Origin of the sequence: Oceanibium sediminis (assembly GCF_003265325.1) — a bacterium.
Classification (GTDB): domain Bacteria; phylum Pseudomonadota; class Alphaproteobacteria; order Rhodobacterales; family Rhodobacteraceae; genus Halovulum; species Halovulum sediminis.
This window is the reverse complement of sequence record NZ_QGNX01000005.1, coordinates 61,326-85,298: the sequence shown is the minus strand read 5'-3', so window position 1 is coordinate 85,298 and position 23,973 is coordinate 61,326. Positions and strand designations below refer to the sequence as shown.

The following is a 23,973-nucleotide window of genomic DNA, read 5'->3' as shown; positions in this document are numbered from 1 at the left end:
GCCCCTGCCCCTTTCCCGTCAGACCTTTGCATGGATATCGGCACGCGCCATGCGGGTGGCGTAGACCACCGACAGCGCCAGCACAGAGAAGGCACCTGCCAGCGGCAGTAGGGAGGCCGACCAGGGCCCGATCGTCGCCCAGAACAGCAGGCAGCCCGCCAGCGCGAAGCCCAGCCGCCCGAGCGGGTTGATCGGTCCGCGCCAATAGCCCCCGATGGCAATCGGCAGCACGTAGAACATCACAAGGCCGATCGCCACGTCGAAGACGATTTCACCGATGGACGGGTCCAGCAGGCTTGAGAACGCGAACATGAACGGAACGATGTAAAGCGCTTTGGCGATCTTCATGGACTCCCACCCCGTGCGCATTGGCGGCGCCCCGGCGATGCGCGCGCCGACGAAGGCGGTCATGCAGATCGGCGGCGTGATCGTACTGTCCTGGGCGAACCAGAAAATGATCAGATGCGCCGCAAGCACCGACAGACCCATGTTCTGCAAGGCGCTCGCGCCAAGGGCGGCAATGATCACGTAGGACGCGGTTACCGGCAGGCCCATACCGATGACATAGGACATGATGCCGATCAGGATCACAGCGATGATCAGGTTGCCCCCCGAGGCGTCGACAAGGATCGATGTGACCTTATTCAGCAGCCCGGTGTGGACGATGACCGCATAGATGATCGCCGCGCTGGTGATCAGCGCCGCGATAGTCAGCACGACGCGGGCGCTTGCCTCCAGCCCGGTCAGCAGCTTGGCGGGCGTGATGCGGGTCCGTCGGCGCACGTAGCTGATCACCACGGTCATCACGACACAGGCGGCGGAGGCATAGAAGGGCGTGAACTTCATCAGCAGCAGCGCGATCAGCACGAAGATCGGCACGAAGATATGCCCCCCTTCGCGCAACACCGCGCCAAGGCTGGGCAACTGGTCCCGCGGCACCCCGGCAAGCCCGCGCTGCGCCGCCTTGAAGTCCACGTAGAAATAGATCGCCGCGTAATATAGCAGCGCCGGCCCCATCGAGTAGAGCAGGATCTCGACCAGCGGCATGTTGGTCAGGCTGGACATCACGAAAACGCCGGTGCCCATCAACGGCGGCATGAGCCCGCCCCCGACGGAAGAGACGACCTCGATCGCGGCGGCCTCGTAGTTGCGAAAGCCGAGGCGTTTCATCATCGGGATCGTCATCGCCCCCGTGGTCGACACGTTGGAGATCGAGCTGCCCGACAACATCCCCATCAGCGCCGAGCTGATGACCGCCACTTTCGCCGGCCCGCCACGGCGATGCCCCGAAATGGCGGCGGCAAAGTCGGTGAACACCCTGTCACCGCCGCTGAGCCGCAGGAAGACGCCGAACATCAGGAAGGTGAAGATGAAGGTGGCGATCAGCCCGGTGATGAAGTTGAAGATACCTTCCGCATCCATATACATCGTCTCGATGAAGCGCGTGGGGCTCATCCCGCCGTGCTGGAATATTCCCGGCCAGATCGGGCCGGTCAGCGCATAGCCGATGAAGACAAGGTTCAGTACGACGATTGTCGGGCCGACGCTGCGCCGCGTCGCCTCGAACACGGTCAGAAGGGCAATGATCCCCATGGCCATGTCGAGCGGTGGCACCGCGTCATATCCGACGAAACGGTCCAGCCACGCATCGGCGCGAAAGAATGCAAAGGAGAACGCGGCGAGCGCCGCCGCCGCCAGCAGCCAGTCCAGAGCAGAGGGCGGCCTTGAGTGCCGCGACACCAGTGCCGGATACAGCAGCATCGTCAGCGGTATGGTGAAGGCCAGGAACAGGCTGCGCGCCTCGATCTGGTCGGGGGCGATGGTGAAGGCGAAATACAGCGTCAGCAGGGTCAGGACCGAGCAGACCAGTGTCACCGCGACGCGAAGCCAGCCGTTCAGCTGGCGCTGTTCGGCCGGAAACGTATGTGTGCGATCGTCAGCGCTTTGGGTGTAATAGGATTTCAGCATTGCGTTCCCGTCTATGACGAAGGGGCGCCTCATCGCTGCGCCCCTTCCTGTTCCTCACGCGCGTTCCGAGGTTACATCCAGCCGCGTTCTTTGAAGTACTTCACGGCACCGGGATGGATCTCGATCGGCAGGCCCACGTGGATGTCCTCGGGCTTCCAGCGCTCGAAACCGCCGTAGGCCTCGATCATGCGGTCATGGTTTTCGGCAATGGCCTTCACCGCGCGGTAGACGATTTCATCGTCCATTTCCGCCGTTGTCAGGATGACCGTCGAGAGGTTCACGGTGGGAATATCCTCATCCTGGCCGTCATAGGTTCCCGCCGGTATCACCGAGGGTGCGTAGCCCCAGGTGTTGACCAGTGCGTCGCGCACGTTCTGCGGCAACGGCATGAGGCGGCCGTTCCGCGCGGCGACCGCTTGCTGCATGTCCCCGGAATTGGTGCCCACGGTATTGGTGTAGATGTCGATCTGGCGGTTCGCGAAGGCGTCGTTCAACCCCTCCTGCGCACCCTGGACGACGGCGCTTCCCTGCGCTTCCAGGCTTTCGTAGTCGTAGCCGTACTCCATCAGGATCTTTTCCTGGGCGAAGAAGTTGGACGACCCCTTCTGCCCGACACCGATCCGCACGGTGGCGCCGTCCTTCAGCTTGGACAGGATATCGATATCGACATCCTCCGCGACCACGAGTTGGACGGTGTTCGGAACCAGGTTGGCCACGGCGCGCAGGTTGCTAAACCCTTCCCCTTCATAGACTTCGTTGCCGCCCTCATAGGCCAGCTTCAAAAAGGGGCCGTAGGACAGGCCGAACTGCGCGCCGCCACTGGCGACCGCCAACGGGTTGCCGACCGCGCCCTTGCCCGGAATCGTCGTCATCGGCTGGCCGAGGTAGGACTCGTTGACCATGTCGGAAACCATCGCCGCGGTGGGGTACCACGTTCCCGTCGGCCCGCCCGAGATGAAGGTCGCAATATCATGTGTCTCGGTCTGGGCCGAGACTGGACCGGCAAGGCTGACAGCAGCCGCGAACGCCACCGCTTCCAAGGTTTTGACTATACGCATGCGTAGAACTCCCTGAAGATTGTACCCGGCAATTGCAGGATGCCGGTGTGGAATTGGTGTCTTTAACGCCTCCATTTATACGCCAATTGTTTTGTATGTCAAACTGCGTTTTGCATATTGTCACGAACTTGCCGCCTCCAGCAGCGCCCGCACGTCCGGCTGCGCCGCTGGTTCCCTGACGCCTGCGCGACCGCCGGATGTCCGAGCACGACGGAGCGCCCCGCCCCTGCCATTGGAAGCAGCTGCGGACGTGCATGATCGCAAGGCGACCGGGGGCCGATGCAATCGGCCCGTGACACCGCCCGGTATCCATGGGGAAGAATGGCCAGCAAATGGGCAGGAAAACCGCAGATCACGCCCAGCCGGCAATCCGCTCGGCGCCTTGCCCTGCGGCGCGGGACAGGGTCGGGGTCAGTCGCTCCACGCCCAGGGGGTGGTGAAGCTGCCGAGCACGGCGTCGATCGTGTCGTCGCCAACCTGCCCGGTGGCGCGCAGATGGGCGACCAGCCCAAGCTTCTTGTCCTCGACCACCCGCTCGACGCTGACCGGCACGCCCGCCTGTTCGAGCGCGGCGTTGTAGACGCGGGTGATCGCCAGGCGGCGCAGGTCGGGTTTGAACACCTTGCCGACGGCCGTCTTGGGGAGTTCGTCCAGCACCTCGATGTATTTCGGGATCGCGGCCCGCTCACCGATGTTGTCGCGCGCGTGGGCCTTCAGCTCGTCCGCGCCCAGCGTCGCGCCTTCGCGCAATTCGACGTAGGCGGCGGGCACCTCGCCCGCCTTGGCGTCGGGCTGGCCGATCGCGCCGACGAAGGCCACGTCGGGGTGGGCGATCAGAGCATCCTCGATCACCGCGGGGTCGATGTTGTGCCCGCCCCGGATGATCAGGTCCTTCGCCCGGCCGGTGATCCAGAGGTATCCGTCCGCGTCGATCCGGCCCAGATCCCCGGTGCGCAGATGGGTGCCGCCCGCGAACAGGCCGGCGTTCTTGCCGTCGTCGGTATAGGTCGCGCCGACGATCACGCCGGGGTTGGAGACGCAGATCTCGCCCACCTCGTCGATGCCGCATTCCTTTAGGATCGCACCGCTGGCGTCGCACTCGAGGATCTTTACGTCCGTGTGCGGGAAGGGAAAGCCGACGGAGCCGATGCGCCGCTCGCCGTCAGGCGGGTTGATGGAGACGAGGCAGGTCGCCTCCGTCATGCCGTAGCCTTCATAGATCTTCAGCCCGGTCGCGGCCTCGAACCGTTTAAACAGCTCCACCGGCAGCGGTGCCGAGCCGCAGATCGCGGACTTTAGCGAGGAGACGTCGGCGTCGACCTTGCGCTGCATCAGCGCGGCGGCGGCGGTGGGCACGATGATGATGAAGGTCGCCTTGTAGCGCTCCACCAGCTTCCAGAAGTTGTCCATCACCCCTTCGCCGCGATAGCCCTGCGGCGTGGGCATGACCATATGCGCACCGCTCATCAGGCAGCTCATCATCAGGGGGTACGCGGCCAGCACGTGGAACAACGGCAACGGGCACATCAGTACGTCGTTCTGGTCGAACATGTAGGTCTTGCCGCACCACCCGTTGTACAGGATGCCCGAGGCGCGGTGGCGCGCCACCTTCGGCATGCCCGTCGTGCCGCCGGTGTGGAAATAGGCGCAGATCCGGTCGTCCAGCGGCTCGTCAAAGGCCAGGGCATCGCTGCTTTCGCCCTTCAGGGACAGGTTGAAATCCATCACGTTCGCCGAATGACCGGCGGCCGCGCGGGGGCGGATCAGCTTTGCCACCCAGCTTGTGGGCGCGCTGAGGTAGTGCATCAGGTCCACCTCAAGGATGGTGTGCACATGTCCGGCCTTGGCCACCGCCGCAGCCACCTTCGCGTTCAGATCCGACTTCGGAAGCGGCGCCAGCGTGACCACGGCCTTCGCACCGGTTTCATGCAGGATCGCGGCGATCTTGTCCGCCGAGAGCAGCGGGTTGATCGGCGCGACGATCCCCGCCGTCGCCCCGGCCAGCAGGCTGATCGCGGTCTCGTTACAGTTGGGCAGCACGTAGGCGATCACGTCATGGTCGCTGATGCCGATGCGGCGGAACAGGTTCGCCCCTTGGGTCACCCGCGCCTTGAAATCGGCCCAGGTGAGCGTCTTTCGCTTGTCACGGGGGCCAGACTTGATCTGGAAGGAAATCGCCGGTCGGTCGCCGAAGCGGGCGGCGGTCTGCTCAAGCTGCTGGTAGAGCGAGCGCGCGCTCCACAGCTGGTCCACCGGGGTCCGGGCTTCGATGGCCTTGGTATCGGCCAGCGTGGCGATCTGGGTCACGCGCATGTCCTCCGTTGGCGGGGCCGTTCGCGCGGCCGCCGCACAGTATTCTTTGTGTCACGATACGGTCTGGGCCGTTGCGTTCAAGCCTGATCGATACTTCAGGCGGCTTGACCGTCGGTAAACTGAAGCCGCGCCAACTGCGCATAGAGCCCGCCCTGAGCGACCAGCGAGTCGTGGGTGCCGGTGGCGACGATCCGACCGCCTTCCATCACCACGATGCGGTCCGCCTTCTTCACGGTGGCCAGGCGGTGCGCGATGATCAGCGTGGTGCGCCCCTGGGCAAGCTGCTCGACCGCCTCCTGCACCGCGCGTTCGCTTTGCGCATCCAGCGCCGAGGTCGCCTCGTCCAGCAGAAGCACGGGGGCGTCGCGCAGGATCGCGCGGGCGATGGCGATGCGCTGTTTCTGCCCGCCCGACAGCATCACGCCGCGCTCACCCACGTAGGTGTCATAGCCTTCGGGCAGCGCGGACAGGAAGTCATGGGCCGCTGCCGCCTTGGCGGCCGCCTCGATTTCCGCGTCACTCGCGTCGGGGCGCCCGAAGCGGATGTTTTCGCGCGCCGAGGCGGCGAAAATCACAGGCTCCTGCGGGACCAGCGCGAAATGGCGGCGCAGCTCCTCGCGGGCAAGCTCGGTGATGGGCACCCCGTCCAGCCGCACGGTGCCGGTGTCGGTGTCAAAGAAACGCATCAGCAACTGGAAGACGGTGGTCTTGCCCGCACCCGACGGGCCGACGAGGGCGACGGTTTCGCCCTCGGCCACGGTCAGGTTGAAATCCTCGATCGCGGGGATGTCGGGGCGCGCGGGGTAGCGGAAGCCGACGCCGTCAAAGGCGATCTCGCCGCGGACCGGCGTGGGCAGAGTTTTCGGCTGGGCCGGGTCCTCGATACTGTCGCGCAGGTTCAGCAGCTCTACCAGGCGCTCCGTCGCGCCGGAGGCGCGCTGCAACTCGCCCCAGATTTCCGACAGGGCAGCGACCGCGCCCGCGACCATCACCGCGTAGATGACGAACTGCACCAGTTGCCCGGCGGTCATCAGGTCGTCGCGCACGTCGCGCGCCCCGATCCAGAGCACGCCGACAACGCCGGTGAACATGAAGAAGATAACCATCGCGCTCATCACCGAGCGCACCTTGATCCGCTGCCGCGCGGCGTCGAAGGCGGCCTCGGTCAGCGTCGTGAAGGCCCCGCGCGAGACCTGTTCGTGGGTGTAGGCCTGCACCGTCTGCACCGCCAGCAGCGTTTCGGAAGCCTGCCCCGAGCTTTCGGCGATCCGGTCCTGGGCCACGCGGCTGAGTTTGCGCACACGCCGGCCAAGGAAGATGATCGGCAGCACCACCACCGGCACCAGCAGCAGCACCAACCCCGCCAGCTTGACCGAGGTGATGAACATGAAGATCAGCCCGCCGATCAGCGTCAGGAACATCCTGAGCGCGATGGAGACGGACGAGCCGATCACCGACAGGATCAGCGTGGTGTCCGTGGTCAGGCGGCTGAGCACCTCGCCCGTCATGATCCGCTCGAAGAAGGCCGGGCTCATCCCGATAACGCGGCGATAGACGGCAAGGCGGATGTCGGCCACCACGCGCTCACCAAGACGGGTCACGAGGTAGTAGCGGAACGCGCTGCCCAGCGCGAGCAGCGCCGCAATGCCCACGGCGGCGGCGAAATAGGCGTCCATCAGCACCACGTCCCCGCCGTTGAACTCGTCAACGACCCGGCGCACCGCCAGCGGCAGGATCAGCGACAGCGCCGCCGTGACGGTCAGCGCCAGCAGGGACAGCGCGATCAGCCCGCGATACGGGGACAAAAACGGGGCAAGCCCGCCCAGCGCACGGAAATTGCGCGATTTGGCCCGATCCTGCGGCGACGCCTTGCCGTTATTCGCATCGCTCATGCCTGCACAACTCCTGCGTTTTCCCAAGTCAGCGCCTACCTACTGAGCCCTCCGTTAACTGACAAGGCGATGTTTTGTCCCCCTTGCGAAGCGCCCACGAACATAGTCTCGCCACAGAAATGTTCGAAACGGCCCCACTCCGAATGCAAGGCTTCCAGATGGCAAACGCGACCTACACCAATATCAGCACGTCCACGCAGGTCGACTCCAATCCCTTCCTCGCCGGATTGGCGTCAAGCGCGGGAATATGGGGCGGCGTCCAACGCTTCGAGATGTGGGATTCCCTGACGCTGACCTACACGCTGAATACCGGCGCCGGTGTCAGCGTCCCCGGAGAGACGGCCGCCCCCTTCACCCCCGAGCTTGCCGCCGCGATCCGCCTGGCACTGGCCGACATCTCGGCCATCACCAACCTGAGCTTCACGGAGGTCAGCCCAAGCGTCGCGGCGGACATCGATTTCTGGGCCTACAGCGGGGCGGGCAACGTGCTGGGCTATTCCTACGGCGTTGATGGGCCGGGCGTGTTCATGAACATGAACGCCATCAGCACCGGGCCGACGCCTGAGGACAACGGCCTGACCTACGGCGGGTTCAACTACCGCACGGTGATCCATGAGATCCTGCACAACGTCGGGATCATGCACCCCCATGATCGCTACGCCACCTTCCCGGGCGTAGATTCTCCCTGGGTGACGGGTGATTTCGGGCTGAACCAGAACCTCTACACCGTGATGTCATACAACCGCACCCAACAGATCGACGACATCGGAGAGCGCACAACCGGCTGGGGCGCGGACGGCTATGGCTACGGGGTCATGGGCGCTTTCGACATCGCCATGCTCCAGGCGCTCTACGGGGCGAACATGACCACGGCGACCGGCAACGACACCTACGTGTTGCTGGACGTGAACGGCGCGGGCACCTATTACAAGGCAATCTGGGACGCGGGCGGCACGGATGAGATCGTCTATACCGGATTGCGCGACGTTCAGATCCAGCTGCGCGCCGCCACGCTGGACTACGCCGATGGGATGCGGGCCGGTGGCCTCGCCTCCAGCGCGGCGGGGATCTACGGCGGCTTCACCATCGCGAACGGCGTCCTGATCGAGAATGCCAGCGGCGGCGGCGGCAACGATTTCATCGTCGGCAACGCCCGCGCTAACGTGCTGTACGGCAACGGCGGCTATGACATCCTGAAGGGTATGCGCGGTAGGGACGAGCTTCACGGCGGCGACCAGCGCGACAAGCTGTTCGGCGGCGGCAACCACGACCTGCTCGACGGCGGCCTTGGGAATGACAAGCTGAAAGGCGGCAGCGGGCGCGACACGATCATCGCAGGCAATGGCGCGGACAAGATCTTCGGCGGCCCCGGCCGCGACACGATCATCGCGGGCAACGGCCAGGACCAGATCCACGGCGGTGCTGGCAACGACGAGTTCCATTTCGACAGCCTGGACGGGACGAACCGGATCTTCGATTTCACCGATGGCGAGGACAAGATCCGCATCTTGGACGGCGCGCTCGACATCTCGGAGCTGGGCATCGCCTATGCCGGGGGCGACGCGACGATCACGTTCGGCGATACCACGATCATCCTGCACGACGTGGCCCCGAACATCCTGAGCAACGCGGATTTCGAGTTCGGTTTCGTCTGAGGCGGACGGCCTACGGCAGCGCATTTCGCGGCGATGACTCGGCGTAGCGGAGGGAGTTTGGAGCGGGCGACGGGAATCGAACCCGTATCATCAGCTTGGAAGGCTGAGGTCTTACCATTACACAACGCCCGCTCGGACACCCCGGTGCTTAAGTCATGGAATTCAGCGGGTCAAGCGGATCGTGGCAGGCGGGCGGCCTGTTCGGGGCTGCCCGCCCGACCGGGTTTTCCGCGCGCCAGCGAGGGGCTGGCGCGCGGTTGGGGTCACTTGAAGACGGCGTCCATCGCCTTGACCATTTTGCCCACCACGATGTCCGCCTCTTCGCGGGTGATGCACAGGGGCGGTGCGAAGCCGATGATGTCCCCTTCGGGCATCGCGCGGGCGATCACGCCTTGCTCCAGCAGCGCTGCGACCACGCGCGCCCCCGCCTTTTCGGAGGCGTCGAAATAGGTGCGGCTGTCGCGATCCGCCACCAGCTCGACCGCGGCCATCAGGCCCTCGCCCCGGACTTCGCCGACCTTCGCGTGATCCCCCAGCGCATCCTTCAGCGCGCCGGTGAAATAGGCCCCGGTGCTGCCCGCGTTGGCGACGAGGTCCAGCTCGTCGATCAGCTTGAGGTTGGCGATCCCCGCCGCAGCCCCGATGGGGTGCGCGGAATAGGTCCAGCCGTGGCCGATGGGACCGTTTTCGTCCGTGCCCTGCATCAGAACGGACCACATCCGGTCGCTGACGATGGAGCCGGACAGCGGCGCATAGGCCGAAGTCAGCCCCTTGGCGATGGTGATCAGGTCCGGGCGCATCCCGTAGTGGTCCGAGCCGAACATCGTGCCGAGGCGGCCGAAACCGGTGACGACTTCATCCGCGACCAGCAGGATGTCGTGCTTTTGCAGCACGGCCTGGATCGCATCCCAGTAGCCGGCGGGCGGCGGCACGAGGCCCCCGGTGCCGAGCGCGGGCTCACCGATGAAGGCGGCGATGGTGTCGGCACCCTCACGCTCGATCAGGGCCTCAAGTTCGGCCACGCAGTGGGCGGTGAACTGCTCCTCGGACAGGTTAAGGTCGTCGCGGCGGTAGTAGTAGGGCGCTTCGGTGTGCAGCACCTGGGCCAGCGGCAGGTCGAACTTGTTGTGGAACAGCTTCAGCCCGGTCAGCGAGCCAGTCATCAGCCCCGAGCCGTGATAGCCGCGCCAACGCGAGATGATCTTCTTCTTCTCAGGCCGCCCGAGGATGTTGTTGTAGTACCAGATCAGCTTCACGTTGGTTTCGTTCGCGTCCGAGCCGCCCAGCCCGAAATAGACCTTGGACATGCCCTTGGGCGCGCGATCCATGATCATCTTGGAGAGCGTGATCGAGGCCTCGGTGCCGTGGCCCACGTAGGAGTGGTAGTAGGACAGTTCCCTGGCCTGCTCGGCGATCGCCTCGGCGATTTCCTGGCGGCCGTAGCCCACGTTCACGCAGTAGAGCCCGGCAAAGGCGTCAAGCATCCGCTTGCCGTCCCGGTCGGTGATATAGACACCGTCCCCGCCGGTGATCACGCGGGTCGGCGTTTCGCCGCGCGCATGGGCGCCGAGGTGGGTGGAGGGGTGGAAGAAGTTTTCGCGATCCCACGCGCTGAGCTGGTCGTTGGTAAGCATCGGTCGTCCTTTATATTCTAGCGTTGGTCTGTAATGTTTTTGAAATTCACGACGGGATACGGGCCTGGCCCCAATCCCGGCAGACGTACTTGATATCGGTGAACGCCTCCAGCCCGGAGCGCGCGCCTTCGCGTGCAAGGCCGGATTGCTTCATGCCCCCGAAGGGGATCGGCGCGCCGGTCACCTTGGTGCGGTTGATCGCCACCATGCCGAACTGAAGCGACCGGCTGAGGCGATAGATCCGCCGCGGGTTCATGGTGTGCGCGTAGGCAACCAGCCCGTATTCGGTGGCGTTGGCGCGGGTCACAGCCTCGTCCTCGGTATCGAAGGGGGCGATGGCCGCGACGGGGCCGAAGGTTTCCTCGGAAAAGATCTTCGCCTCGGGCGGGACATCCACCAGCACGGTGGGTTCGTAGAACAGCAGCCCGAGGGGCGAGCGCTTACCACCGTGGACGCAGCGCGCGCCCAGTGCCAGCGCGTTGGCCACATGCTCTTCCTGCTTCTTGACGGCGTTTTCGTTCATCAGCGGGCCGAGGTCGCAATCCTCCATGCCGGGGCCGAGGGTCAGTTCCGCCACGCGGGCGGCGAAGCGCTCGCAGAATTCCTCGTAGATCGGGCGTTCCACCAGGAAACGGTTCGCACCGAGGCAGTCCTGCCCGGTGGTGGCGAACTTCGCCTTGATCGCCTCGTCCACGGTGCGGTCCAGCTCGCAATCGGCGAAGACGAGGAAGGGCGCGTGCCCGCCGAGTTCCAGCACCAGCCGCTTCACCGTGTCCGCCGAGCGGCGATAGAGCAGCCGCCCCACCTCGGTCGAGCCGGTGAAGGACAGGGCGCGCACGCGGCTGTCTGTAAGCCAGGGCTCCACCACTTCTGGCGCAATGCCCGTTACGACGTTCAGCACACCCGGCGGAAAGCCCGCACGATCGGCCAGCTCGGCCAGGGCCAGTGCGGAATATGGCGTTTCGGCAGAGGGATGGATGACGACGGTGCAGCCCGCCGCCAGCGCGGCGGCCGCCTTGCGGGTGATCATGGCCGAGGGGAAGTTCCACGGCGTGATCAGCGCGGCAACGCCCACAGGCTCGCGCCACAGTTCCATTTCGGCATCGGGCAGGTGCGAGGTCACGCTTTCGATGTTCGGGCGCTTGGCCTCCTCGGCGTAGAACTCCAGGAAGGCGGCGGCGTAGTCGATCTCGCCCCGCGACTCGGACAGGGGTTTGCCCTGCTCGGCGGTCATGATGCGGGCTAGGTCCTCGCGGTTTTCGATCATCAGCTCGAACCAGCGGCGCAGCAGGGCCGAGCGTTCCTGCGGCAGCAGCGTCGCCCAGCCCGGAAAGGCGGCGTCGGCGGCATCCACGGCGCGCGCGCTGTCTTCGCCCGAAAGCTGCGCGACATGGCCGATGCAACCGCCGTTGGCGGGGTCGGTCACGTCGAAACCGGCCCCCGACGTGGCGGCGATCCAGCGCCCGTCCACGTAGGAAAAGGTCTTGAGCAATTTCGGGTCCGAAACGTCCACACCCGTGGGGCGATCGAGCTGTCGTGCTTCTGGCATAACCGTATCCTGTGTCCGCATGAAATTGTGCGGGCACCCTAACGCGTTTGCGGCGGGCAGTTTTTTCGAAGTCGGCCAGCGTTTCAGAGAGTTTGTCTGCGCATCCGCGCGAAACAGGTCAATCGATCTGCGGCTTCAGCAGAAGGTCAAGTGCGGGTGGTTCGGATTTCACCTTCTTCGTAACGATATAGGTGAAGTAGCGCTTCAGCCCAACGCTTGATTCGAGCAATTCGTCGATCATGCGCTGGTAGCTGTTGATATCGCCGGTCACGACCTGCATCAGGTAGTCCACCCCGCCGCCGATGGCCCAGCACTCGATGATCTCGGGGTATTTCGTGACCGCCTCCTCGAACACGCGGAAGCTTTCGGCGCGGTGGGATTCGAGTTCCACTACGACGAAGATGACCACGTGTGCGGACAGGCGAGCCAAGTCCACCTCGGCGCGGTACGCCTTGATAAGCCCCGCTTTTTCCAGCCGTTTGATCCGCTCCCAGCAGGGCGAGGGGGACAGGTTGACACGCCGCGCCAGCTCGGATTTGGAGAGGCGCCCCTCGGAAGAGAGGATCTGGAGGATTCGGATATCGCGAGGATCGAGTGCAAGCGTCATGAGGCAGGTATGCGCCTGGAATTGATCTTGTCAAATGTCCTTGTGTGACGCAGCGTAAAAGCATGACAATCTGGCCTCCGAAACGCGAAAACCTCTCCCGCCCGGTGTATCACTCCCTTGCGCAGGCGCTCGTGCGCGCGATCGACGAAGGCGAAGTGCTGCCGGGCATGCAATTGCCAACGCACCGCGCCCTTGCCTTCGACCTCGGGGTTAGCGTGCAGACCGTCAGCCGCGCCTACGAGGAGCTGGCGCGGCTTGGCGTGATCTCCGGCCACGTGGGGCGGGGCAGCTTCGTTCTGCCCAAGCCGACGGACGCGCGCGTACCCTGGCAGCGCACCAACGGCGACGAGAAGCTGATCGACTGCTCCATGCTGGTGCCGGTGATCGGACAGATCCACGCCGACCGGATGGCGCAGGTGTTGCGCGACATGGGCGAGGACCTGCCCCACGCGGCGCTGTTCTCTTTCCGGCCGCGCCAGACCTTGCGCGACCACAGCGCCCGCGCGCTTGACTGGCTCTGCGGATGCGGGATCCGGCTGGACAGCGCCGACAGGCTTCTGCCCACCAACGGCAGCACCGCGGCACTGACCTGCGCGCTGATGACCGCGGCCATGCCCGGCGACCTTGTCCTCGCCGAGGAGATGGGGCATCACACGCTCGCGTCGCTGACCGCGACGCTGGGGCTCAAGCTTTCCGGCCTTGCGATGGACGAGCAGGGCGTGCTGCCCGAGGCGTTCGAGCGGGCCTGCCAGAACGGGCCCGTGAAGGCGCTTTGCGTCATGCCAGCAGGGATCGGACCCACGGCGACGCTGATGGGAACAGAGCGGCGCAAGGCCATTGCCGACGTGGCGCGGCGGCATTCCGTCTGGATCATCGAGAATGACGCCTGGGGTCCGCTGGAACCCGATCGCGCGCCCCCGATCGCCGCGATCGCGCCCGAACGGACGTTCTATTTCACTGGTCTGTCCAAGTGCCTTCTTCCCGGCCTACGCCTCGCCTGGCTGGTGGTTCCCGAGGCAAAGGTCCATGCCGCGCGGACCCGCCACCTGGTCACGAACTGGATGGCGACACCTCTGATCGCAGAGATCGCGAGCCGCTGGATAAAGGACGGAACCGCGGGCGAACTGCTGGCCTGGCAGCGCCGCGAACTGGGCCGCCGCAACCGCATCGCCGCGCGGATCCTGCAGGACATCCCCCATAACGCGGCCCCGTACGGCATGCACATCTGGCTTCCCCTGCCCCCGAGCTGGCAGGAGGATGCCTTCGTGTCCCTTGCCCGTCACGACGGTGTCGCCGTCGCCGCCGGCGCAAATTTCGCGATCGAGGGGGGCAGTGTGCAGCGCGGCGTGCGGGTCTGCCTGGGTGCGGGAACCGAGTCGGAACTGGAAGCCGGATTGAAGGCGCTCAGCCGTCTTGTGCGCACCGCGCCGGTGCCCGCTCTGCTCGCATTATAGGCACGAGCGGCAAACTTCCCTGTTTTTGGGCAGGATGGATTGTCATGGTTCAAAATAAGAATTGACTTGATTTTCTCCCTGCTGAACCAATTGGTGCGTGGGGTGGAAAGCAGAGTTTGTCCGGGAGGTCACCTGCCGCTTTCAACTCAAAAATGAAATCAACGCTGAAGCACAGCCCGCTGTGCTCGCGATCGCCATGGCAGCGGTCGGGCGTTGGCACTGAAAAGAGGAAGATATTATGAGCATCAGAAAATTGCTTTCGGCGACCGCAGCTCTCGCATTGGTCGGCAGCGTCGCATCCGCGGACACTTGGCGTTACGCCTTCGAGGAATCCCTTGAAGAGGTCCAGGGCCAGTTCGCGCAGAAGTTCAAGGAACACGTGGAGGCGAATTCCGATCACGAGATCCAGTTGTTCCCCTTCGGCACGCTCGGCGAATCCGCGGACATCATGGAACAGGCGCAGGCCGGTATCCTGCAGTTCGTCAACCAGTCGCCCGGTTTCACCGGCTCGCTGATCCCCGAGGCGCAGGTATTCTTCGTGCCCTACCTGCTGCCCACGGACCAGGCGCAGCTGGCGCGCTTCTATCGCGACAGCAAGGCGATCAACGAGGATTTCCAGGGCCTTTACGCCGAGCAGGGCCTTGAGCTGCTGCAGATGTACCCCGAGGGCGAAGTCGCGATGACGACGAAGGACCCGGTGAATTCCTGCGAGGACCTCAACGAGGTGAAGTTCCGCGTGATGACCAACCCGCTGCTGGTCGAATCCTACCGCGCCTTCGGCGCAACCCCGACCCCCTTGCCCTGGGGCGAGGTGTACGGCGGCCTTCAAACCAACATCATCCAGGGCCAGGAAAACCCGACGTTCTTCCTGTTCTCGACAAAGATCTACGAGGTGACGGACCATATCACCTATGTCGGGCACAACAATTTCACCACGGCGCTGATGGCGAACCTCGACTTCTATGAAGGCCTGTCCGAGGAAGATCAGGCCGTGATCCAGGAAGCGACCGACGTCGCCTATGAGTTCATCGTGGACTACCAGAAGGGTCTGGCGGATTCCGAACTCGCCAAGATCATGGAAGCCAAGCCCGAGATGACGGTCACTGTCCTGCCCGAGGAAGACCGCGCCTGCTTCAAGGCAGCGGCCGAAGAGGTGGAGGCCAAGTTCATCGAGATGACCGGCGAAAGCGGCGCCGCGATCCTGGAGCAGATGAAAGCAGACCTCGCCGCTGCGGCCGAGGGCTGATCACCTGACGAAAACGTCCCCGGCGGAACCCGTTCCGCCGGGGGCTTTTCAAGCCAACCCGAAGGGAGCAGGACGTGTCCGACAGAACGCAGCGCGATGAGCACGCCTCCAGCCTGCCCGGCTTTCTGGGCTACATCGACAGCGCGATATCCAGGATAGAATCCATCATGCTGGCCGTCGGTGTCCTTCTGATGGCGGCAAATACCATCGGCAACGTGGTCGGACGCTTCGTCTTTCAAAGCAGCCTGTTCTTTTCCGAGGAACTCAACCGCATCCTGATCATAATGATCACCTTCGCCGGCATCAGCTATGCCGCGCGGCAGGGCCGTCACATCCGTATGTCGGCGATCTATGACGCGATGCCGCCCAAGGCGCGCAAGTTCATGATGATCGTGATCTCCCTTGTCACCGCCGTCTTCATGTTTGGCCTTTGCTATTATTCGACCCAGTACATCGGTACGCAGGCCAGCCGCGGGCGCGTGCTGCCGTCCTTGCAGATCCCCGTGTGGTGGACGCTGGTCTGGGTGCCTGTCGGTTTCTTCATGACCGGCATGCAGTACTTCCTGACAGCCATCAAGAACATGGTCGAGAAGGACATCTACCTCTCGACCAACGTGCTTGAGGGCTATGACAACGACGAAATCGAGATTTAAGGAACACGTTCATGGCGCTTACCATATTCTCGATCATGATCGTGCTTCTGCTGCTCGGCTTCCCGATGATGATCCCCCTGATCACCGGCGCATTCGTCGGCTTTTACATGATGCTGAACGGTTTCTCGCAGATGGAGACGATGGTTCAGCAGTTCATGGCCGGCATCCGGCCCGCCTCGTTGATCGCGGTGCCGATGTTCATCTTTGCCGCCGACATCATGACCCGTGGCCAGTCCGCGGACCGGCTGATCAACATGGTCATGAAGTTCATGGGCCACTTCAAGGGCGGGCTGGCGGTTTCGACGGCCGCGGCCTGTACGATGTTTGGCGCTGTCTCCGGCTCGACGCAGGCGACGGTGGTGGCTGTTGGCGGCCCGCTGCGCCCGCGCATGCTGAAGGCGGGCTACAAGGACAATTTCGTGCTGGCGCTGATCGTGAACTCCTCCGATATCGCCTTCCTGATCCCGCCGTCGATCGGCATGATCATCTACGGCGTCGTCTCCAACACCTCGATTTCCGAGCTGTTCATCGCGGGCATAGGCCCGGGACTGCTGATCCTGGTGCTGTTTTCGATCTATTCCGTGATCTACGCGATCCGCCATGACGTCCCGACCGAGGAAAAGGCAAGCTGGGGCGCGCGCCTGAAGGCAGTGCAGCAGGCGGTTTGGCCGCTCGGCTTTCCGGTCATCATCATCGGGGGCATCTACGGCGGCATCTTCTCGCCCACCGAGGCGGCGGCGGCCTGTGTGCTGTACGCGCTGATCCTCGAAGTTGCGGTCTTCCGCTCCATGAGCCTGGCAGACGTCTATTCCACGGCGAAATCCACCGGTCTGATCACCGCCGTGGTGTTCATCCTGGTCGCCGCCGGCGCGGCCTTTTCCTGGGTGATTTCCTTCGCGCAGATCCCGCAGGCGATCCTCGGCTCCATCGGCATCGACGAGATGGGCCAGTACGGCGTGCTGTTCGTGATCTCCATCGCGTTCTTCATCGGCTGCATGTTCGTGGACCCGATCGTCGTGATTCTTGTGCTTGTCCCGATCTTTGCCCCGGTGGTGAACGACGTCGGCCTTGACCCGGTCCTGGTGGGTACGGTGATCACGCTGCAGGTCGCCATCGGCTCGGCCACGCCGCCATTCGGCTGCGATATCTTCACGGCGATCGCCGTCTTCAAACGGCCCTACATGGAGGTCATCAAGGGCACGCCGCCGTTTATCATCATCCTGCTGAGTGTCTCCGTGGCGCTCATCTTCTTCCCGCAGATCGCGTTGTTCCTGCGCGACCTGGCATTCGCCAAATAGACTAAGGAGCGCAGGCAATGTTCAAGCACATCCTCGTACCCTATGACGGGTCGAAAAACGCCATGGCCGCGCTGGAGAAGGCCATCGAGCTCAGCGATGCGGTCGGCGCGAAGATCACCATCCTGACCGTCTATCGACATCACTCGCTGCTGGAGGCGTCCTTCTCCATGGTGCGCAAGGACACGCCCGAGCCCATCGACGACGCGATGCGCGACTACGCCAAGGAGCTGTGCGAGCAGGCCAAGGCGCGCGCGAAGGAGCTGGGGGCCGAGAACGTCCGCGCGGTGGTCAAGAACGGGCCGGTGGCGCGCGGAATCGTGTCCTTCGCGGAAACGAACGAGGTGGACCTGATCGTCATGGGCGGCCGCGGGCTCGGCTCGGTCGAAAGCTACCTGCTTGGCAGCGTGTCACACAAGGTCACCGGTATATCCGACTGCCCAGTCATGATCGTCTAGACCGATGACCGAAAAATCCGACGTTCTCCTGTCCTCGGTTCCGGTCAGGCTGGAACCGCGGGACGCCGTGACCCGACTGGGCCTGATCGCGCTTGCCACGGACCTGACTACCGAACGGGACGCGGCCAATCTGCTACCGCGGGACCACGCGGCGCTGCATGTCGCGCGCATCGCCTTCCAGAACCCGACGACGCCAGAAAACCTGCGCCGCATGTTGCCGCGCCTGACGGATACGGCGGCGCTTCTGTTGCCGGACGAACCCGTGGCGGCGATCTACTACGCCTGCACCGCGGCCTCGGTCGCAATGGGCGACGATGCAGTGATCAGCGCCATCCAGGCGGCCAAGCCGGGCGTGCCCGTCGTGACCCCAACCGCCGCCGCGCTGGCGGCCTTCGGGGCGCTCGGTATCCGCAAGGTCGCGCTAATGACGCCCTACCTGCCCGAAACCACCGCCCCGATGGCCGATTACTTCAATCGTCACGGGCTGGACATCGTGTCGGCACAATGCCTCGGGCTTGAGGATGACCGCGACATGGCTCGCGTCAGCGCGCAGACGATCATCGACGCCGCCATCGCCGCCGACCGCCCCGAGGCGGAGGGCGTGTTTCTGTCCTGCACCGGCCTGCCCGCCCTTGGCGTGATCGAGACGCTGGAGGCGCGGCTTGGCAAGCCCGTGATCTCGTCCAACCAGGCGGCCCTGTGGAAGCTGCTCAGCCACGCCGGGCTGGCCCCGACTGCTCGGCCCGGGCGGATCTTTACCGCGATGCCCCCGGAGCAGGCGGCATGAGCGCTTCAGCCGTTGGCCTGGACGAAATCCTCGCGGCTGAGCGGACCCTGTCAGGCATGATCCGGCGCACGCCGGTGGAGCCGTCACTGGCGCTCAGCGAGAAGCTGGGCGTGCCGGTCAGCCTGAAGCTGGAACATCACCAGTTCAGCGGCAGCTTCAAGTTTCGCGGCGCCTCCAACGCGGTCGCCCAGCTGGGCGCGGCGGAGCGCGCCGCCGGGGTCGTCGGGGTATCCACGGGCAACCACGGGCGCGGCCTGGCGCGGGCCTGCGCTAACGCGGGCGTGCGCTGCGTCATCGCGATGTCCGAACTGGTGCCGCGCAATAAGGTGGAAGCCATCCGCGCCGAAGGGGCGGAGGTGCTGATCCGGGGCCGCAGCCAGGACGAGGCGCAGCTTGCGGTGGACGAGTTGGTCGCCAAAGGCATGACCATGATCCCGCCCTTCGATCACCGCGACATCATCGCCGGCCAGGGCACGCTGGGCCTCGAAATCGCCCAAGCCATGCCCGACGTCGAAACCGTGCTGGTCCAGCTTTCCGGCGGCGGGCTGATCTCGGGCGTCGCGGCGGCGCTGAAGGCGCAGATCCCCGGCGTGCGGGTGATCGGCATCAGCATGGAACGGGGCGCGGCGATGCACGAAAGCCTGGCCAAGGGCCGCCCGGTCGAGGTGACGGAGTTGCCGACCCTTGCCGACAGCCTGGGCGGGGGGATCGGGCTCGACAACCGGCACACCTTCGCCATGGTCCGCGACCTGGTGGACGACATCGTTTTGCTGGACGAGGCGGAAATCGCCGCCGGGATCCGCCATTGCTACTGGCAGGAACGCCAGATCGTCGAAGGCTCAGGCGCGGTCGGCGTCGCATCCCTTCTGGCGGGCAAGGTCACGCCCAAGGGGCCGACAATGGTGGTGCTGAGCGGGGCCAACATCGACATGGGTCTGCATCACCGGATCATATCGGGTGAGGACGTCGACGTCTCGGAAGGGGAAAGCTGATGCCTGATATCCGGATCCTGGTCGAGTCGGAACTGCGCAAGGCGGTGCCGCTGGACCTGGACGCCATCGCCTGCGTCGAGGACGGCTTTCGCGCCCTTGCCGGGGGCAATGTGGTGATGCCTCCGATCCTGTCCATGGCGATCAAGGACTTCAACGGAGAGGTGGACGTCAAGACGGCCTATGTTCCAGGGCTGGACAGTTTCGCGCTCAAGGTCTCGCCCGGGTTCTTCGACAACCCGAAGATCGGCCTGCCCTCCACCTCGGGGTTGATGATCCTGTTCTCGGCCCGCACCGGCCAGCTGGAGGCGCTGCTGCTGGACAACGGCTACCTGACGGACGTACGCACCGCCTCCGCCGGGGCCGTGGCCGCGCGCCACCTATCACGGGCGGATGCGCAAAGCGCCGCGATCCTTGGCGCGGGGCTTCAGGCGCGCCTGCAACTTAAGGCGCTGTGCCTCGTGCGCCCGATCACCCGCGCGACGATCTGGGCCCGGAAGCCCGAAGCTGCAAGGGCCACGGCGGAAGAGTTGACACAGGAACTGGGGATCGAGGTGCGCGCCGTGGAGGATGCTCAGGCCGCGGTCACGACGGCCGATGTGATCGTCACGACCACCCCCGCCGCCGCGCCGATCCTAATGGCGGACTGGCTGCGCCCCGGCCAGCACGTGACGGCCATGGGCTCGGACCAGGATCACAAGGGCGAGTTGCAGCCCGAGTGCCTTGCGCGCGCCGATCTCTACGTGCCCGACCGCCTCAGCCAGACACGGCACTTGGGCGAATTGCGCGGCGCCATTGCCGCCGGGCTGATCGCCGGGGATGCGGAATTCGCCGAGCTTGGCGCGATTGCCGCCGGGCAGGCCCCGGGGCGCGGCGGGCCCGACCAGATCACGATCGCGGACCTGACCGGGACCGGCGTCCAGGACACCGCGATCGCCACCCTTGCGCGCCGCCGCGCGCTCGACCTCAACCTTGGCACGAACATCGAAAGCTGATCAGACATGGCCACCATCGACACATTCCGCTTTTCCGACTCCGAATACGAGGCCCGCATCGCCAAAGTCCGCAAGGCGATGGAGGCGGCCGAGATCGACACGCTGATCACCTCGGACCCGTCCAACATGGCGTGGCTGACAGGCTATGACGGCTGGTCCTTCTACGTCCACCAGGCGGTCATCATCGGCCCCACCGGCGACCCGGTGTGGTTCGGGCGCGAGCAGGACGCGCAGGGCGCGCTGCGCACCGTCTTCATGGCCGAGCCCGATATCATCGGCTACCCGGACTTCTTTGTGCAATCGACCGAACGTCATCCGATGGACTACCTGGCCGCCAAGCTGACCGAGCGCGGTTGGCACACCGGCCGCATCGGGGTGGAGATGGACAACTACTGGTTCTCCGCCAAGGGGTTCCAGTCCCTGTCCCAGGGGCTGCCCGATCCGCTGGTCGACGCGACCGCGCTGGTGAACTGGCAGCGCGGCGTGAAATCCCCGGCAGAGCTTGACCGGATGCGCAAGGCGGCGCGGATCGTGGAAAAGATGCACGCGCGCATTGCCGAACTGGTGGAACCGGGCATGCGCAAATGCGACCTGGTGGCGGAAATCTATGACGCCAGCCTGCGCTATGACGAGGAACTGGGCTTTGGCGGGGACTACCCGGCCATCGTGCCGCTGCTGCCCTCGGGCACGGATGCCGCCGCGCCGCACCTGACCTGGGACGACAAGCAGATGCAGACCGGCGAAGGCACCTTCTTCGAAATCTCGGGGTGTTTCCGTCGCTACCACTGCCCGCTGAGCCGCACCATCTTCCTCGGCAAGCCGACGCAGAAGTTCCTGGATGCCGAAAAGGCGGTGCTGGAGGGCATGGACGCCGGGCTGGAGGCCGCGAAGGCGGGCAACACCTGCGAGGATATCGCCATCGCCTTCTTCGAGGTGCTGCAGAAGTACGGCATCGTGAAGGACAACCGCACCGGCTATCCCATCGGCCTGTCCTACCCCCCCGACTGGGGCGAGCGGACCTGCTCGCTGCGCCCCGGCGACCGGACCGAGCTGAAACCGGGGATGACATTCCATTTCATGACCGGCCTCTGGATGGACGACATGGGTTTTGAAATCACCGAAAGCATCGCCATCGGCGAAAAAGGCCCCGAATGCCTGGCCGACGTGCCACGCAAACTGATTGTGAAGAGCTGATGTCTTATCACTCAAGACCCGAAAACCCGATCACCGCCACCGTGCCCTTCGATCAGAACGGCAAGCACCACGGCTTCCTGCGCCTGCCCTACAGCCACGACACCTCGGCCTGGGGGGCGGTGATGATCCCCATTACCGTGATCCAGAACGGCCCCGGATCGACCGCCTTGCTGACCGGGGGCAACCATGGCGACGAATACGAGGGGCCGATCGCCCTGCAAGGGCTGGCCCACGAACTGGAGCCGAAGGCGATCAAGGGACGGGTGATCATCGTTCCCTACATGAACACGCCCGCGTTTCACGCCGCGCGCCGCACCTCGCCGCTGGATGGCGGCAACCTGAACCGCAGCTTCCCCGGCGCGCCGGACGGCACGCCGACCCAGAAGATCGCCGATTACTTCGAGCGCACGCTTCTGCCGCTGGCCGACGTGGTCCTGGATTTCCATTCCGGGGGCAAGACGCTGGACTTCATCCCCTTTGCCGCCGCGCATATCCTGGGCGATGCGAACCAGCAGGCCGCCTGCGTCGACGCGATGCTGGCCTTCAACGCGCCCTACTCGATGATCCTGAAGGAAATCGATTCGGTGGGAATGTACGACTCGGCGGCCGAAAACGCCGGGAAGGTCTTTGTCTCCACCGAACTGGGCGGTGGTGGCACGGCCACGGCGCGCTCGGCGCGGATCGCGCGGCGGGGCGTGGAAAACGTGCTGAAACAGGCCGGTATCCTGCGCGGCAAACCGGAGATCGGACCCAGCGTGAATATCGATTCCACCGGGCCGGGCTGTTTCCACCACGCCGAAAGCGCGGGGCTGATCGAGCCGCTCGTCGACCTGGGCGAGCCGGTGGCCATCGGCGACCCGCTGGCGCGGATCTGGCCCGCCGATCGCACGGGCGTGGCGCCCGAAACCGTGCACGCGAGCAGCGAAGGCATCCTGGCGGCGCGGCATTTTCCAGGGCTGATCGGCCTTGGCGACTGCCTTGCCGTCGTCGCGGCGGTGGTGTCCGAGCAGGCTGACGACGCGGACGCGGGGGCGTAGCCCCCGCCGTCACACGCCGATCACGCTGAATTCCGGTGCGCCGTCCCACACCAGCTTCCAGCTGGCGCCCGGGCGGACGTTCTGGATGATGCCCGGATCGAAGGCGACAAAGCAGCGCCCCCTCGGCTGGCGCACCGAAGGGTAGATCAGCCCCCGGTGCCCGTCGCGGCGCAGCTCCTCCGCCAACGCCTGCCCCGCCGGGTAGCCCGTCGCGGGATCGGGATGCAGCGCCGCGTGACCCCCGCCGCCATGCAGATCGGGAAAATCGCCGATGAAATCCGCCAGCAGCTCGACATAGCGCGCCTCGCCCTCGTAGCGCCCGATGTAGCCGAGTTCGCGCGTGCGGTGGAAGCCCACCTCCTGCGCGCTCGTGGCAAGGTCCCAGGCGCAGTACCACGCCCCCCGGTCCCCGGTGTTGAAGCGGTTACCCGTGGGCCGTGTGTAGGTGAAGGCGGCGTTGATGTGGCTTTGCCCGTAAAGCTTCAGGTCCTGCGCCCGCCGCGCGAAGGCCAGCTCGCGCCGGTCGAGCGCGGGGCTGCCGTCCCGCTCGGCGATCAGGCGGGCGCTCGTCTCGCCCTCCAGCTCGGCCAGTACCGCCGCCTCCTCGTCGGTATCGACAAGGCCGCGCAGGACGGGGGGCTTGTGGTGCGTCTCGGAAATCAGGCGGACCAACGCGCGGTCGTTCAGCGCGGTGATCCTCACATCCCGCCCCTGAGCGCATCGACATAGGTGCGCACGCGCAGGATCTTCGGCAGGCCGCCCGCGATCATCGCATCGAGGGGCCGCGCGCCGTCGAACTCCGGGCCGGTGTTCGCCAGCTTGATCCAGTCGCGCGCAACCGGCGCGTCGAAATACAGCTCAAGCGACTTGTAGAGCCCGACCAGCGCGCTGAGCCGCAGCATCTGGTCCCGCGTCAGATCGCCGGCGAAACCGGGTTTCTTCGCCCGCTTCCAGGTGGACTCGGACATATCCGCAAGCGCCGCCGCCTCCTGCTGGGTCAGCGACCAGGCCTGCGCGATTCTGGCGAAAGCCTTCAGCGCCACCGCCTGCCGATCCGGCGCGGCCCGCTCCATCACAAGGTTTTCCATGGCGCACCCCCCGTTTGCTTTTGGGGTGAAGATAGGACCATATGGACCAAATATCAAGTCCATATGATCCAGCTCATCCGATTAACAGCAGCAGCCGCGCC

20 protein-coding genes and 1 tRNA gene are annotated in these 23,973 nt (G+C 65.1%); 11 read left to right on the top strand and 10 right to left on the bottom strand.

Features of this window, described 5'->3' with window-relative positions; genetic code table 11:
• Positions 1-18: 18 nt before the first annotated feature.
• The 4 genes from DJ029_RS13720 to DJ029_RS13705 form a co-directional block, all read right to left on the bottom strand.
• Positions 19-2,001, bottom strand: a complete 1,983-nt coding sequence (locus tag DJ029_RS13720; protein WP_112323055.1) for a TRAP transporter permease — start codon at positions 1,999-2,001, stop codon at positions 19-21.
• A 38-nt stretch (positions 2,002-2,039) separates the two neighbouring features.
• Positions 2,040-3,026 (bottom strand): TAXI family TRAP transporter solute-binding subunit, encoded by a 987-nt coding sequence (locus DJ029_RS13715; protein WP_157966382.1) that lies wholly within the window; start codon positions 3,024-3,026, stop codon positions 2,040-2,042.
• 411 nt (positions 3,027-3,437) lie between these two features.
• Complete coding sequence (locus DJ029_RS13710) at positions 3,438-5,333, bottom strand: acyl-CoA synthetase (RefSeq protein ID WP_370445241.1); 1,896 nt, start codon at positions 5,331-5,333, stop codon at positions 3,438-3,440.
• 101 nt (positions 5,334-5,434) lie between these two features.
• Positions 5,435-7,231, bottom strand: a complete 1,797-nt coding sequence (locus tag DJ029_RS13705) for an ABC transporter transmembrane domain-containing protein (protein ID WP_112323052.1) — start codon at positions 7,229-7,231, stop codon at positions 5,435-5,437.
• Between the two features lie 158 nt (positions 7,232-7,389).
• Here DJ029_RS13705 and DJ029_RS13700 point away from each other — a divergent pair, with 158 nt between their 5' ends.
• Positions 7,390-8,886 (top strand): M10 family metallopeptidase C-terminal domain-containing protein, encoded by a 1,497-nt coding sequence (locus DJ029_RS13700; protein WP_157966381.1) that lies wholly within the window; start codon positions 7,390-7,392, stop codon positions 8,884-8,886.
• A gap of 58 nt (positions 8,887-8,944) precedes the next feature.
• On the opposite strand, the gene DJ029_RS13695 is transcribed toward DJ029_RS13700, so the two are convergent.
• The 4 genes from DJ029_RS13695 to DJ029_RS13680 all read right to left on the bottom strand — a co-directional run bounded on the left by DJ029_RS13695 (position 8,945) and on the right by DJ029_RS13680 (position 12,676).
• A tRNA-Gly gene (locus DJ029_RS13695) sits at positions 8,945-9,018 on the bottom strand.
• 131 nt (positions 9,019-9,149) lie between these two features.
• Positions 9,150-10,520, bottom strand: a complete 1,371-nt coding sequence (locus DJ029_RS13690; RefSeq protein ID WP_112323050.1) for an aspartate aminotransferase family protein — start codon at positions 10,518-10,520, stop codon at positions 9,150-9,152.
• 46 nt (positions 10,521-10,566) lie between these two features.
• On the bottom strand, positions 10,567-12,069 hold the full coding sequence (locus DJ029_RS13685; protein ID WP_112323049.1) for an NAD-dependent succinate-semialdehyde dehydrogenase: 1,503 nt from the start codon (positions 12,067-12,069) through the stop codon (positions 10,567-10,569).
• A 118-nt stretch (positions 12,070-12,187) separates the two neighbouring features.
• A complete protein-coding gene (locus tag DJ029_RS13680; RefSeq protein WP_112323048.1) occupies positions 12,188-12,676 on the bottom strand; it encodes an Lrp/AsnC family transcriptional regulator in 489 nt (162 codons plus the stop codon).
• A gap of 62 nt (positions 12,677-12,738) precedes the next feature.
• On the opposite strand from DJ029_RS13680, the gene ehuR reads away from it, so the two are divergent.
• The 10 genes from ehuR to doeB all read left to right on the top strand — a co-directional run bounded on the left by ehuR (position 12,739) and on the right by doeB (position 22,784).
• A complete protein-coding gene (gene ehuR / locus DJ029_RS13675; protein ID WP_198671158.1) occupies positions 12,739-14,130 on the top strand; it encodes a MocR-like ectoine utilization transcription factor EhuR in 1,392 nt (463 codons plus the stop codon).
• Between the two features lie 238 nt (positions 14,131-14,368).
• The gene (locus DJ029_RS13670) at positions 14,369-15,376 is read left to right on the top strand and encodes a TRAP transporter substrate-binding protein (protein ID WP_112323047.1); all 1,008 of its coding nucleotides are present in this window, start codon (positions 14,369-14,371) and stop codon (positions 15,374-15,376) included.
• Positions 15,377-15,450: 74 nt separating this feature from the next.
• Positions 15,451-16,029: a TRAP transporter small permease gene (locus tag DJ029_RS13665; RefSeq protein WP_112323046.1), complete on the top strand. Its 579-nt coding sequence runs from the start codon at positions 15,451-15,453 to the stop codon at positions 16,027-16,029.
• 11 nt (positions 16,030-16,040) lie between these two features.
• On the top strand, positions 16,041-17,327 hold the full coding sequence (locus DJ029_RS13660) for a TRAP transporter large permease (RefSeq protein WP_112323045.1): 1,287 nt from the start codon (positions 16,041-16,043) through the stop codon (positions 17,325-17,327).
• A 17-nt stretch (positions 17,328-17,344) separates the two neighbouring features.
• Complete coding sequence (locus DJ029_RS13655; protein WP_112323044.1) at positions 17,345-17,782, top strand: universal stress protein; 438 nt, start codon at positions 17,345-17,347, stop codon at positions 17,780-17,782.
• A 4-nt stretch (positions 17,783-17,786) separates the two neighbouring features.
• Entirely contained in the window at positions 17,787-18,569 is a 783-nt protein-coding gene (locus tag DJ029_RS13650; RefSeq protein WP_112323043.1) for an aspartate racemase/maleate isomerase family protein, read from the top strand.
• On the top strand, positions 18,566-19,561 hold the full coding sequence (gene eutB / locus DJ029_RS13645) for a hydroxyectoine utilization dehydratase EutB (RefSeq protein ID WP_112323042.1): 996 nt from the start codon (positions 18,566-18,568) through the stop codon (positions 19,559-19,561). Before DJ029_RS13650 ends, eutB begins: the two co-directional genes overlap by 4 nt.
• Positions 19,561-20,553, top strand: coding sequence for an ectoine utilization protein EutC (eutC, locus tag DJ029_RS13640; RefSeq protein WP_112323041.1), 993 nt, complete (start codon positions 19,561-19,563; stop codon positions 20,551-20,553). The genes eutB and eutC overlap by 1 nt, the downstream gene beginning before the upstream one ends.
• A gap of 6 nt (positions 20,554-20,559) precedes the next feature.
• A complete protein-coding gene (gene doeA, locus DJ029_RS13635) occupies positions 20,560-21,747 on the top strand; it encodes an ectoine hydrolase DoeA (RefSeq protein ID WP_112323040.1) in 1,188 nt (395 codons plus the stop codon).
• Positions 21,747-22,784, top strand: a complete 1,038-nt coding sequence (doeB, locus tag DJ029_RS13630) for a N(2)-acetyl-L-2,4-diaminobutanoate deacetylase DoeB (RefSeq protein WP_198671157.1) — start codon at positions 21,747-21,749, stop codon at positions 22,782-22,784. Before doeA ends, doeB begins: the two co-directional genes overlap by 1 nt.
• A 9-nt stretch (positions 22,785-22,793) precedes the next feature.
• Here the strand turns inward: doeB and DJ029_RS13625 are convergent, their stop codons facing one another.
• Both DJ029_RS13625 and DJ029_RS13620 read right to left on the bottom strand, forming a co-directional pair.
• Positions 22,794-23,486 carry an RES family NAD+ phosphorylase gene (locus tag DJ029_RS13625; RefSeq protein ID WP_112323038.1) on the bottom strand — a complete coding sequence of 231 codons (693 nt, stop codon included), beginning with the start codon at positions 23,484-23,486 and terminating at the stop codon, positions 22,794-22,796.
• Positions 23,483-23,872, bottom strand: a complete 390-nt coding sequence (locus DJ029_RS13620) for an antitoxin Xre-like helix-turn-helix domain-containing protein (RefSeq protein ID WP_112323037.1) — start codon at positions 23,870-23,872, stop codon at positions 23,483-23,485. Before DJ029_RS13620 ends, DJ029_RS13625 begins: the two co-directional genes overlap by 4 nt.
• Positions 23,873-23,973 lie beyond the last annotated feature (101 nt).

What these genes read in the sequence shown, in the direction of transcription:
- DJ029_RS13685 (WP_112323049.1), bottom strand. Translation starts at nt 12,069, where the DNA reads ATGCCAGAAGCACGACAGCTCGATCGCCCCACGGGTGTGGACGTTTCG.
- DJ029_RS13715 (WP_157966382.1), bottom strand. Translation starts at nt 3,026, where the DNA reads ATGCGTATAGTCAAAACCTTGGAAGCGGTGGCGTTCGCGGCTGCTGTC.
- DJ029_RS13705 (WP_112323052.1), bottom strand. Translation starts at nt 7,231, where the DNA reads ATGAGCGATGCGAATAACGGCAAGGCGTCGCCGCAGGATCGGGCCAAA.
- eutC (WP_112323041.1), top strand. Translation starts at nt 19,561, where the DNA reads ATGCCTGATATCCGGATCCTGGTCGAGTCGGAACTGCGCAAGGCGGTG.
- DJ029_RS13690 (WP_112323050.1), bottom strand. Translation starts at nt 10,520, where the DNA reads ATGCTTACCAACGACCAGCTCAGCGCGTGGGATCGCGAAAACTTCTTC.
- DJ029_RS13670 (WP_112323047.1), top strand. Translation starts at nt 14,369, where the DNA reads ATGAGCATCAGAAAATTGCTTTCGGCGACCGCAGCTCTCGCATTGGTC.
- DJ029_RS13655 (WP_112323044.1), top strand. Translation starts at nt 17,345, where the DNA reads ATGTTCAAGCACATCCTCGTACCCTATGACGGGTCGAAAAACGCCATG.
- DJ029_RS13680 (WP_112323048.1), bottom strand. Translation starts at nt 12,676, where the DNA reads ATGACGCTTGCACTCGATCCTCGCGATATCCGAATCCTCCAGATCCTC.
- doeA (WP_112323040.1), top strand. Translation starts at nt 20,560, where the DNA reads ATGGCCACCATCGACACATTCCGCTTTTCCGACTCCGAATACGAGGCC.
- ehuR (WP_198671158.1), top strand. Translation starts at nt 12,739, where the DNA reads ATGACAATCTGGCCTCCGAAACGCGAAAACCTCTCCCGCCCGGTGTAT.
- DJ029_RS13650 (WP_112323043.1), top strand. Translation starts at nt 17,787, where the DNA reads ATGACCGAAAAATCCGACGTTCTCCTGTCCTCGGTTCCGGTCAGGCTG.
- DJ029_RS13620 (WP_112323037.1), bottom strand. Translation starts at nt 23,872, where the DNA reads ATGGAAAACCTTGTGATGGAGCGGGCCGCGCCGGATCGGCAGGCGGTG.
- DJ029_RS13720 (WP_112323055.1), bottom strand. Translation starts at nt 2,001, where the DNA reads ATGAGGCGCCCCTTCGTCATAGACGGGAACGCAATGCTGAAATCCTAT.
- doeB (WP_198671157.1), top strand. Translation starts at nt 21,747, where the DNA reads ATGTCTTATCACTCAAGACCCGAAAACCCGATCACCGCCACCGTGCCC.
- DJ029_RS13660 (WP_112323045.1), top strand. Translation starts at nt 16,041, where the DNA reads ATGGCGCTTACCATATTCTCGATCATGATCGTGCTTCTGCTGCTCGGC.
- DJ029_RS13700 (WP_157966381.1), top strand. Translation starts at nt 7,390, where the DNA reads ATGGCAAACGCGACCTACACCAATATCAGCACGTCCACGCAGGTCGAC.
- eutB (WP_112323042.1), top strand. Translation starts at nt 18,566, where the DNA reads ATGAGCGCTTCAGCCGTTGGCCTGGACGAAATCCTCGCGGCTGAGCGG.